The organism is Pseudomonas sp. FP1742, assembly GCF_030687145.1.
Classification (GTDB): domain Bacteria; phylum Pseudomonadota; class Gammaproteobacteria; order Pseudomonadales; family Pseudomonadaceae; genus Aquipseudomonas; species Aquipseudomonas frederiksbergensis_D.
Genome location: NZ_CP117460.1, coordinates 119,982 through 131,772 on the forward strand (window position 1 = coordinate 119,982; position 11,791 = coordinate 131,772).

At 56.0% G+C, this 11,791-nt stretch carries 3 protein-coding genes, 1 tRNA gene and 4 rRNA genes; 6 read left to right on the plus strand and 2 right to left on the minus strand.

Going from position 1 to position 11,791, the window contains the following annotated elements; translation table 11 throughout:
- Positions 1 to 98: 98 nt before the first annotated feature.
- The 6 genes from PSH64_RS00580 (at position 99) to PSH64_RS00605 (ending at position 7,737) form a co-directional block, all read left to right on the plus strand.
- A 16S ribosomal RNA gene (locus PSH64_RS00580) occupies positions 99 to 1,637 on the plus strand.
- Between the two features lie 82 nt (positions 1,638 to 1,719).
- A tRNA-Ile gene (locus tag PSH64_RS00585) sits at positions 1,720 to 1,796 on the plus strand.
- A 338-nt stretch (positions 1,797 to 2,134) separates the two neighbouring features.
- Positions 2,135 to 5,023, plus strand: a 23S ribosomal RNA gene (locus PSH64_RS00590).
- A gap of 142 nt (positions 5,024 to 5,165) precedes the next feature.
- Positions 5,166 to 5,281 (plus strand): 5S ribosomal RNA (rrf, locus tag PSH64_RS00595).
- 107 nt (positions 5,282 to 5,388) lie between these two features.
- Positions 5,389 to 5,504, plus strand: a 5S ribosomal RNA gene (gene rrf / locus PSH64_RS00600).
- The 16S, 23S and 5S rRNA genes sit together here with 1 tRNA gene alongside, the layout of an rRNA operon.
- Positions 5,505 to 5,856: 352 nt before the next feature.
- Complete coding sequence (locus tag PSH64_RS00605; RefSeq protein WP_105349095.1) at positions 5,857 to 7,737, plus strand: methyl-accepting chemotaxis protein; 1,881 nt, start codon at positions 5,857 to 5,859, stop codon at positions 7,735 to 7,737.
- A 135-nt stretch (positions 7,738 to 7,872) separates the two neighbouring features.
- Here PSH64_RS00605 and PSH64_RS00610 read toward each other — a convergent pair whose 3' ends face one another.
- Together PSH64_RS00610 and PSH64_RS00615 are read right to left on the minus strand one after the other, a co-directional pair.
- Complete coding sequence (locus tag PSH64_RS00610; protein ID WP_305479581.1) at positions 7,873 to 8,340, minus strand: SRPBCC family protein; 468 nt, start codon at positions 8,338 to 8,340, stop codon at positions 7,873 to 7,875.
- Positions 8,341 to 8,369: 29 nt separating this feature from the next.
- The gene (locus tag PSH64_RS00615) at positions 8,370 to 11,786 is read right to left on the minus strand and encodes a non-ribosomal peptide synthetase (protein WP_305479583.1); all 3,417 of its coding nucleotides are present in this window, start codon (positions 11,784 to 11,786) and stop codon (positions 8,370 to 8,372) included.
- Positions 11,787 to 11,791 lie beyond the last annotated feature (5 nt).

The window sequence follows — 11,791 nt, forward strand, 5'->3', positions numbered from 1 at the left end:
AAGATTATCAGCATCACAAGTTACTCCGCGAGAAATCAAAGATGTAACCAACGATTGCTGAGCCAAGTTTAGGGTTTCTTAAAAACCCAAAGATGTTTGAACTGAAGAGTTTGATCATGGCTCAGATTGAACGCTGGCGGCAGGCCTAACACATGCAAGTCGAGCGGCAGCACGGGTACTTGTACCTGGTGGCGAGCGGCGGACGGGTGAGTAATGCCTAGGAATCTGCCTGGTAGTGGGGGATAACGCTCGGAAACGGACGCTAATACCGCATACGTCCTACGGGAGAAAGCAGGGGACCTTCGGGCCTTGCGCTATCAGATGAGCCTAGGTCGGATTAGCTAGTTGGTGAGGTAATGGCTCACCAAGGCGACGATCCGTAACTGGTCTGAGAGGATGATCAGTCACACTGGAACTGAGACACGGTCCAGACTCCTACGGGAGGCAGCAGTGGGGAATATTGGACAATGGGCGAAAGCCTGATCCAGCCATGCCGCGTGTGTGAAGAAGGTCTTCGGATTGTAAAGCACTTTAAGTTGGGAGGAAGGGCAGTTACCTAATACGTAATTGTTTTGACGTTACCGACAGAATAAGCACCGGCTAACTCTGTGCCAGCAGCCGCGGTAATACAGAGGGTGCAAGCGTTAATCGGAATTACTGGGCGTAAAGCGCGCGTAGGTGGTTCGTTAAGTTGGATGTGAAATCCCCGGGCTCAACCTGGGAACTGCATTCAAAACTGTCGAGCTAGAGTATGGTAGAGGGTGGTGGAATTTCCTGTGTAGCGGTGAAATGCGTAGATATAGGAAGGAACACCAGTGGCGAAGGCGACCACCTGGACTGATACTGACACTGAGGTGCGAAAGCGTGGGGAGCAAACAGGATTAGATACCCTGGTAGTCCACGCCGTAAACGATGTCAACTAGCCGTTGGGAGCCTTGAGCTCTTAGTGGCGCAGCTAACGCATTAAGTTGACCGCCTGGGGAGTACGGCCGCAAGGTTAAAACTCAAATGAATTGACGGGGGCCCGCACAAGCGGTGGAGCATGTGGTTTAATTCGAAGCAACGCGAAGAACCTTACCAGGCCTTGACATCCAATGAACTTTCCAGAGATGGATTGGTGCCTTCGGGAACATTGAGACAGGTGCTGCATGGCTGTCGTCAGCTCGTGTCGTGAGATGTTGGGTTAAGTCCCGTAACGAGCGCAACCCTTGTCCTTAGTTACCAGCACGTAATGGTGGGCACTCTAAGGAGACTGCCGGTGACAAACCGGAGGAAGGTGGGGATGACGTCAAGTCATCATGGCCCTTACGGCCTGGGCTACACACGTGCTACAATGGTCGGTACAGAGGGTTGCCAAGCCGCGAGGTGGAGCTAATCCCACAAAACCGATCGTAGTCCGGATCGCAGTCTGCAACTCGACTGCGTGAAGTCGGAATCGCTAGTAATCGCGAATCAGAATGTCGCGGTGAATACGTTCCCGGGCCTTGTACACACCGCCCGTCACACCATGGGAGTGGGTTGCACCAGAAGTAGCTAGTCTAACCTTCGGGAGGACGGTTACCACGGTGTGATTCATGACTGGGGTGAAGTCGTAACAAGGTAGCCGTAGGGGAACCTGCGGCTGGATCACCTCCTTAATCGACGACATCAGCTGCTCCATAAGTTCCCACACGAATTGCTTGATTCATTGAAGAAGGCGATAAGAAGCAGCCCGAAATTGGGTCTGTAGCTCAGTTGGTTAGAGCGCACCCCTGATAAGGGTGAGGTCGGCAGTTCGAATCTGCCCAGACCCACCAATTTTGTGTGGGAAACCTGTAGAAATACGGGCCATAGCTCAGCTGGGAGAGCGCCTGCCTTGCACGCAGGAGGTCAACGGTTCGATCCCGTTTGGCTCCACCACTACTGCTTCTGTTGTTGAAAGCTTAGAAATGAGCATTCCATTGTGATGATGGTGAATGTTGATTTCTAGTCTTTGGCTAGATCGTTCTTTAAAAATTTGGGTATGTGATAGAAAGATAGACTGAACGTTACTTTCACTGGTAACGGATCAGGCTAAGGTAAAATTTGTGAGTTTAATCGCGAATTTTCGGCGAATGTCGTCTTCACAGTATAACCAGATTGCTTGGGGTTATATGGTCAAGTGAAGAAGCGCATACGGTGGATGCCTTGGCAGTCAGAGGCGATGAAAGACGTGGTAGCCTGCGAAAAGCTTCGGGGAGTCGGCAAACAGACTTTGATCCGGAGATGTCTGAATGGGGGAACCCAGCCATCATAAGATGGTTATCTTAAGCTGAATACATAGGCTTAAGAGGCGAACCAGGGGAACTGAAACATCTAAGTACCCTGAGGAAAAGAAATCAACCGAGATTCCCTTAGTAGTGGCGAGCGAACGGGGACTAGCCCTTAAGTGATTTGAGATTAGCGGAACGCTCTGGAAAGTGCGGCCATAGTGGGTGATAGCCCTGTACGCGAAAATCTCTTATCATGAAATCGAGTAGGACGGAGCACGAGAAACTTTGTCTGAATATGGGGGGACCATCCTCCAAGGCTAAATACTACTGACTGACCGATAGTGAACTAGTACCGTGAGGGAAAGGCGAAAAGAACCCCGGAGAGGGGAGTGAAATAGATCCTGAAACCGTATGCGTACAAGCAGTGGGAGCCCACTTTGTTGGGTGACTGCGTACCTTTTGTATAATGGGTCAGCGACTTATTTTCAGTGGCGAGCTTAACCGAATAGGGGAGGCGTAGCGAAAGCGAGTCTTAATAGGGCGTCTAGTCGCTGGGAATAGACCCGAAACCGGGCGATCTATCCATGGGCAGGTTGAAGGTTAGGTAACACTGACTGGAGGACCGAACCGACTACCGTTGAAAAGTTAGCGGATGACCTGTGGATCGGAGTGAAAGGCTAATCAAGCTCGGAGATAGCTGGTTCTCCTCGAAAGCTATTTAGGTAGCGCCTCATGTATCACTGTAGGGGGTAGAGCACTGTTTCGGCTAGGGGGTCATCCCGACTTACCAAACCGATGCAAACTCCGAATACCTACAAGTGCCGAGCATGGGAGACACACGGCGGGTGCTAACGTCCGTCGTGAAAAGGGAAACAACCCAGACCGTCAGCTAAGGTCCCAAAGTTATGGTTAAGTGGGAAACGATGTGGGAAGGCTTAGACAGCTAGGAGGTTGGCTTAGAAGCAGCCACCCTTTAAAGAAAGCGTAATAGCTCACTAGTCGAGTCGGCCTGCGCGGAAGATGTAACGGGGCTCAAACCATACACCGAAGCTACGGTATCACTTAGGTGATGCGGTAGAGGAGCGTTCTGTAAGCCTGTGAAGGTGAGTTGAGAAGCTTGCTGGAGGTATCAGAAGTGCGAATGCTGACATGAGTAACGACAATGGGTGTGAAAAACACCCACGCCGAAAGACCAAGGTTTCCTGCGCAACGTTAATCGACGCAGGGTTAGTCGGTCCCTAAGGCGAGGCTGAAAAGCGTAGTCGATGGAAAACAGGTTAATATTCCTGTACTTCTGGTTATTGCGATGGAGGGACGGAGAAGGCTAGGCCAGCTTGGCGTTGGTTGTCCAAGTTTAAGGTGGTAGGCTGGAATCTTAGGTAAATCCGGGATTCTAAGGCCGAGAGCTGATGACGAGTGTTCTTTTAGAACACGAAGTGGTTGATGCCATGCTTCCAAGAAAAGCTTCTAAGCTTCAGGTAACCAGGAACCGTACCCCAAACCGACACAGGTGGTTGGGTAGAGAATACCAAGGCGCTTGAGAGAACTCGGGTGAAGGAACTAGGCAAAATGGCACCGTAACTTCGGGAGAAGGTGCGCCGGTGAGGGTGAAGCATTTACTGCGTAAGCCCACGCCGGTCGAAGATACCAGGCCGCTGCGACTGTTTATTAAAAACACAGCACTCTGCAAACACGAAAGTGGACGTATAGGGTGTGACGCCTGCCCGGTGCCGGAAGGTTAATTGATGGGGTTAGCTAACGCGAAGCTCTTGATCGAAGCCCCGGTAAACGGCGGCCGTAACTATAACGGTCCTAAGGTAGCGAAATTCCTTGTCGGGTAAGTTCCGACCTGCACGAATGGCGTAACGATGGCGGCGCTGTCTCCACCCGAGACTCAGTGAAATTGAAATCGCTGTGAAGATGCAGTGTATCCGCGGCTAGACGGAAAGACCCCGTGAACCTTTACTATAGCTTTGCACTGGACTTTGAATTTGCTTGTGTAGGATAGGTGGGAGGCTTTGAAGCGTGGACGCCAGTTCGCGTGGAGCCATCCTTGAAATACCACCCTGGCAACTTTGAGGTTCTAACTCAGGTCCGTTATCCGGATCGAGGACAGTGTATGGTGGGTAGTTTGACTGGGGCGGTCTCCTCCTAAAGAGTAACGGAGGAGTACGAAGGTGCGCTCAGACCGGTCGGAAATCGGTCGTAGAGTATAAAGGCAAAAGCGCGCTTGACTGCGAGACAGACACGTCGAGCAGGTACGAAAGTAGGTCTTAGTGATCCGGTGGTTCTGTATGGAAGGGCCATCGCTCAACGGATAAAAGGTACTCCGGGGATAACAGGCTGATACCGCCCAAGAGTTCATATCGACGGCGGTGTTTGGCACCTCGATGTCGGCTCATCACATCCTGGGGCTGAAGCCGGTCCCAAGGGTATGGCTGTTCGCCATTTAAAGTGGTACGCGAGCTGGGTTTAGAACGTCGTGAGACAGTTCGGTCCCTATCTGCCGTGGACGTTTGAGATTTGAGAGGGGCTGCTCCTAGTACGAGAGGACCGGAGTGGACGAACCTCTGGTGTTCCGGTTGTCACGCCAGTGGCATTGCCGGGTAGCTATGTTCGGAATAGATAACCGCTGAAAGCATCTAAGCGGGAAACTAGCCTCAAGATGAGATCTCACTGGGACCTTGAGTCCCCTGAAGGGCCGTCGAAGACTACGACGTTGATAGGTTGGGTGTGTAAGCGCTGTGAGGCGTTGAGCTAACCAATACTAATTGCCCGTGAGGCTTGACCATATAACACCCAAGCAATTTGCGCTTAAAGAGCCAGATTGCGGTGTGTGAAGACGCAATGAACCGAAAGTTCGAGAAGCAAACACACAAACTATCGCATACCCAATTTGCTGAAGCGTCGAAAGACGGTTCGGTACCCGAATTTCTTGACGACCATAGAGCATTGGAACCACCTGATCCCATCCCGAACTCAGCAGTGAAACGATGCATCGCCGATGGTAGTGTGGGGTTTCCCCATGTGAGAGTAGGTCATCGTCAAGATTAAATTCCGAAACCCCTATCTGCATATGCAGGTAGGGGTTTTGTTTTAGTAGAAGTCACCGATTTTGCTGGCACGTTACCGCTGTAACGGGCTGGTCACAGAATTTCTTGACGACCATAGAGCATTGGAACCACCTGATCCCATCCCGAACTCAGCAGTGAAACGATGCATCGCCGATGGTAGTGTGGGGTTTCCCCATGTGAGAGTAGGTCATCGTCAAGATTGAATTCCGAAACCCCTGTCTGCGTATGCAGACAGGGGTTTTGTCTTTCTGGGCTTATAGAAATTCAAGTCCGAAGCGGGTCAGATCCCACGTCTGCATGCCTCGCTACTCTGTCGAGCCAGCAACACCAGATACAGACCAACGCCCAGTAATCCGTTCTCTCTAGCACGCCGTTCGGCGGGTATCTGACGGGTTTCGTACAAATCCCTAAGTTTTCTCCCGCTCGTGCCGAAAGACTGGTGACACATGCGTGCACCAAAGTAGAGCGGCTTAAAAATGCCATCTGCGCTGTTACATGGAATGTTGCAACCCGGAACGCATCCCCACTTTTGGCATAAGAAGTCCCATGAAATGAATCTCAAGTTCAGCCATAAAATCCTGCTAGCCGCTTCAGGCGTCGTGGTGCTGGCTTTTGCGTTGTTCACTTTGTACAACGACTATCTGCAGCGAAACACCATCCGGCAAAACCTCGAATCCTCCGTTGAGCAAGCCGGCGACCTGACCGCCAGCAGCGTGCAGAACTGGATGAGCGGCCGCGTGCTGGTCCTGGAAAATCTCGCGCAGAACGTCGCCCATCAAGGTGCCAATGCCGATCTGCCGGGACTGGTCGATCAACCGGCACTGACCACGAACTTCCAGTTCACCTACGTCGGGCAGGCCAATGGCGTGTTCACCCAACGCCCGGACGCGAAGATGCCGGATGGCTACGATCCGCGCCAGCGCCCCTGGTACAAACAAGCCGTGGTCGCCGACAAGACCATGCTGACCCCGCCTTACATGGCCGCGGTCGGCGGGCTGGTAGTGACCATCGCGATGCCGGTGAAAAAGAACGGCGAACTGCTGGGCGTTGTCGGTGGTGACCTGAGCCTGGAAACCCTGGTGAAGATCATCAACTCGGTGGATTTCGGTGGCATCGGTCACGCATTCCTCGTCAGCGCCGACGGTCAGGTGATCGTCAGCCCGGACAAGGATCAGGTGATGAAGAACCTGAAAGACATCTATCCGGGTTCCAGCGTCCGCATCGAAAAGGGCAACCAGGAAGTCGAACTGAACAAGCAGGATCGCATCCTCTCGTTCACGCCAGTGAGTGGATTGCCGAATGCCGAGTGGTACGTCGGTCTGTCGATCGACAAGGCCAAGGCCTACGCGCCACTGAGCCAGTTCCGCACTTCGGCGCTGATCGCGATGTTCATTGCCGTAACCGCCATTGCAGTGCTGCTGAGTCTGCTGATCAACGTGTTGATGCGTCCGCTGACCACGATGGGCCGTGCAATGCAGGACATCGCTCAGGGCGAGGGCGACCTGACCCGGCGTCTGGTCGTGGAAAGCAAAGATGAGTTCGGCGAGTTGGGCGGTTCCTTCAACCAGTTCGTGGAGCGGATTCACGCGTCGATTTGCGAAGTGTCCTCGGCGACCCGCCAGGTTCATGACCTGTCGCAACGGGTGATGGCATCGTCCAACGCCTCGATCATCGGATCCGACGAACAAAGCGCCCGCACCAACAGCGTGGCCGCGGCGATCAACCAATTGGGTGCCGCCACCCAGGAAATCGCCCGCAACGCCGCCGATGCTTCGCAGCACGCCAGCGGCGCGAGCGAGCAGGCCGATGACGGCCGTCAGGTGGTGGAACAAACCATTCTGGCCATGACCGAACTGTCGCAGAAAATCAGCCTGTCCTGCACGCAGATCGAAACCCTGAACGCGAGCACCGACAACATCGGCCACATTCTGGACGTGATCAAAGGCATCTCCCAACAGACCAATTTGCTGGCGCTCAACGCGGCCATCGAAGCGGCCCGTGCCGGTGAGGCCGGTCGTGGTTTTGCGGTGGTGGCGGACGAGGTGCGCAACCTTGCTCATCGCACCCAGGAATCGGCGGAAGAGATCCACAAGATGATCAGCTCGCTGCAGATCGGTTCTCGCGAAGCGGTGACCACCATGAACGCCAGTCAGGCATCCAGCGAGCAGAGCGTAGAAGTCGCGAACCAGGCCGGCCTGCGGCTGGTCAGCGTGACCCAGCGCATCGGCGAAATCGACGGTATGAACCAATCGGTGGCTGCGGCGACCGAAGAGCAGACCGCCGTGGTGGAAACCCTCAATGTCGACGTCAGCCAGATCAACCTGCTGAACCAGCAGAGCGTGGCCAACCTCAATGAAACATTGAAGGATTGCGATGCGCTGTCCCAGCAGGCCAATCGGTTGAAGCAACTGGTTGATAGCTTCAAGATCTGATTGAGGTCAGTTGAACCGCGTTATCGTTGAATCGCGGGCAAACCCGCTCCCACATGGTCTGTGTCGTACACACATTCCCTGTGGGAGCGGGCTTGCCCGCGAAAGCGGTAGATCAGTCACCGCCAAACCGAAGCCTTAAACAAACAGCTTCACCACATTCCCCATCGCATCATCGGCAAACCCCTGAACGAAATCCTTGAACCCCGGCAGGGCCTCGGCCCCGCCCTGGGCCGGTTCGGCGATGATGGTCCAGGTTGCCCGCGACTTGTCTGCGCCCAGGGATTCCACATTCATCGCCGCCCACAAATTGGCCACGCCCAAGGTGTTGTAGATGGTAGTCCAAGTCATGTTCAGCGCCTGGTCATCCCGGGAGTTGAGCTGCTCGACCACCAGGTTGCCGTCCTTGAAGAATTTCTTGCGCAGCGACGATACGCCTTCACCCGTCATCTCGATGTGCGACAGCGCCGGAATGAATTTGTCGAAGCCGGAAAAGTTACCGACCACCGCCCAGACTTGCGCTGCGTCAGCCGGTACGTTCACCGAAGACACAACATGACAGCCTTGAGGGTTTTTGATCAGGGTATCGGGTTGCAGAGTGTTCATGGTTTTTGCTCCGTGCTTGGTTAGGTGAATCAGATGAAGTTGATTTCTTTGAGGTAGTCGCAGCCGCGTCGCAGCAGCGCCGGGGATTTTTCCGGGTAGTGCGCGCCCATCTGCCGCACGCCCGCCTGAGCGTTGTCGTGGCCGATCATCGAGATGTCGCCGATGTCTTCCTCAAAGCCGTTGAGGTAGAAACCCAGTACGCCAAACAGCGCGTTATCGCTGTCGACCCGGCCCAGTTGCTGCTGCCAGTCGGCGACGCTGACCATCGAGAATTCCCGACCGGCTTCGCGAAAGGACGCCACGTAGGTGTCCCAGCTCAGGGGTTCGGGGTTGTGCAGGTTGAACACCGCTTTTTCGGCCTGGTAACGGCTGGCATGAAAGGCGATGAAACGGGCGAGAAAATCCACCGGCATCAGGTCGAAATTCAGTGCGAACTCTGGCACCTGGCCGAGCTGGATCGAGCCCTTGAGCATTAGCATCAGGCGATTCTTGTGGGGCTGGCAGACGCCGGTGAGGCTGTTGAAGCTGATGTTGCCGGGGCGGTAAAGGTTGACCCGCACCCCACGTTCCCGCGCCCTTTCGAGAATCCGCTCGCCGACCCATTTGGACAGGTTGTAGCCGTTCTTGATGTAGATCGGCGGCGTCTGCGCAGCGGGCAATTCCAGCACCCGGCCATCCTCGGAAATCGTGCTGGACGCCGAGAGCGTCGAGACGAAGTTGAAGATCTTCTTGCTACGTCCTTCACACAGGCGCAGGCACTCGAAAATCGGCTCGACGTTGTCCCGCGCCAACGACTCGTAATCAAGGACGTGATTGACGTTGGCGGCGTTGTGCACCAGTGCGCCGAACTCTCGATCCAGCCGTTCGTAAACCGCTTCGCTGAGCCCCAGTTGCGGGCGCGTGATGTCTGCTGCGTAAACCCGCACCCGGCTCAGGTCCAGATGTTCCAGACGGTTTTCCCGCAACGCATCCGTGAAGCGTTGCGCCGCCGATTGCCCACCGCCATCGCGCACCAGGCACGCCACTTCGCTGGCGCCCCAGGCCAGCAGCGCCTCGACGATATGCACTCCGACAAAGCTGTTGGCACCGGTGACGATCACCTTGTGTACATCGCCCATTCGGCTGACCGGCAATGGCTCGATGTCCAATTCGCGAAAGGCATCGGTCAGGGCTTTTTCGCTCAGCACTTCCTCGGTCCCGGAGCCGCGCACCAACGTCGCCAGCTTCGCAATCGTCGGCAGCTCGATGAAGCGATTGATCGAGATGCTGCGGCCGAACTCTTCACGCAAACGCAGGAGCATGCGCGACAGCAGGATCGAGTGCCCGCCGAGGTTGAAGAAACTTTCGTCGGTGGAGATGGCGCTGGCGGGCAGTTCCAGCAGCTCGGCCCAGATCTCCAGCAACAGCGCTTCATCGGCGCTGGTGGGCAAACGCCGTGGGCTGTTTTCGGTCACGTTGACGGGCAGTTCCAGCAGCGCTTTACGGTCGACCTTGCCGTTGCTGGCGAACGGCATGCTCGCCAGTTCGGTCCAGGCGCTCGGCTGCATGTAGTCCGGCAGAAACTGCATCGCGTGGGCCTTCAAGGCTTCGCGAGCGGCGCCGGGTTGCGCTTCCTGAGGTTGGGCGAGAAAGGCCAGAATCCGTCGATGGCGGTCGATGACCACCGCCACCTGACGGTACAGCTGACTGTCGCGCAGGCAGCGTTCGATCTCTTCCGGCTCGACCCGAAAGCCGCGAATCTTCACCTGATTGTCTCGCCGTCCGCATAGCTCGATACCGTCGGCGGTCCACTTGGCCATGTCGCCGGAGCGGTAGGCACGCAAACTCTGGCCGTTCGGCAGGCTCAGGTTCAGATAGCGTTCGGCTGTCTGTTGCGGGTTGTTCAGGTAACCCAGGCAAACCCCCGGACCGACGATGTACAACTCACCGACGGTGTGCTCGGTCACCGGTTGCAAGTCCTCATCGAGGATCAGCACCTGACTGTTGGCAATCGGTGCGCCGAGGGTCCGGTTGCTGTCGCCGGTACGCAGTTGCCGCGCGGTGATCAGCACCGTGGCTTCGGTCGGGCCATAGAGGTTGTAGAGATTGCCTTGGCGGGTCAGTTGCTGGATGACATAGGGTTCGCAGACATCGCCGCCGGTCATCACGTGGTCAAGGACCTGCAACTGATCCAGCGGCAGAATGCTCAACAGGGCCGGCGGCAAAAAGGCGTGACTGAGTTGCTGATGACGGATCAGCTCGACCAGTTGCAGCGGGTCGCGACGTTGGTCCTCGTTGGGCACGATCAGCTCGGCGCCCTGCAGCAACGTCGGGAAAATATCGATCAGCGACGAGTCGAAACTCAACGATGAAAACTGCAACACCCGGCTCTGTTCGGTCAGCTGTACGTAGTCGGCGTACCACGCGGTGAAGTGCGCGAGGTTGGCCTGGCTGAGCAACACGCCTTTGGGATGACCCGTGGTACCCGAGGTATAGAGCGCCATGCATGGCGCATCGAGAGCGGGTCGCTGGCGCATCAAGGGTTGATCGATATTTACGTCGTTGATGTCGCTAGCGCTGATGTCCAGCCCCGGCATCGCGTCGCTGAGCGGGTGTTCTCCGTCATGCAGCAGCAACACCGCCCCGGCGTTTTCCAGAATGTACTGCTGACGCTGCAGCGGGTGACTTGGCTCCAGCGGCAGGTACACCGCGCCGCTGCCCAGGATCGCCAGAATTCCCGCATACAGCGCGCTGCATTTTGGCAGGCAGATCCCGACCACCAATGGTCCTTGATGCTGATCGAGCAATGGTTGCAAACGCTGCTGGATGGCGCGGCTATGGGCGTGCAGTTCTCGATAGCTCAGCGACGTGCCGGCGATGTTCAGCGCCGCACGCTCGGCAGACTGAATGAAGCGCTGTTCGAGCCGCTCGATCATCGGGATCTGCCCGAGTTGCAGCAGCCGTGGTTCAGCCGTGGTGTTGAACCGATGGACGAAGGCCAGGTGCTCTAAAAACAGCAGGTTTTCCACCTGTTCGAAGTGCGCGGAAATCGTCGGCTCGGCCTGCAGGAAATACTCGGCATCCCGGGAGAAGCGGCTGACCAGCAGCGCCACATGATCGACCAGCTCGGTCACTGCCCGCAGGCGCAATGCCTGGCCGTTGCCGGACAACTCTTCGGCGACCGGCACGCGAGTCAACTGCGTCGAGTTGTACGTGCACAGCAGGTCCAGCGGCGGCAGGCCACAGGCTCCCGGCAGCCCGACACCCACCTGCAGCAGCAGGTGCGGTGCACTGCCGAAGTCCCGAAATGGCAGGCTCGTATCATCGATCAGCAAATCAAACGTGCCCGGCGGCTGTTCCACCGGATTCGAAATCCGTGCCAGTGAATGACCGTGTTGTTCGAGTTCCTGCGCCAGTTCGGTCAGGGCCTGGCTTTGCCCGATGAGCAAAATATCGAGACGTCTCATGATGT

Coding starts and splice junctions, on each gene's coding strand:
- PSH64_RS00605 (WP_105349095.1), top strand. CDS start 5,857: ATGAATCTCAAGTTCAGCCATAAAATCCTGCTAGCCGCTTCAGGCGTC.
- PSH64_RS00610 (WP_305479581.1), bottom strand. CDS start 8,340: ATGAACACTCTGCAACCCGATACCCTGATCAAAAACCCTCAAGGCTGT.
- PSH64_RS00615 (WP_305479583.1), bottom strand. CDS start 11,786: ATGAGACGTCTCGATATTTTGCTCATCGGGCAAAGCCAGGCCCTGACC.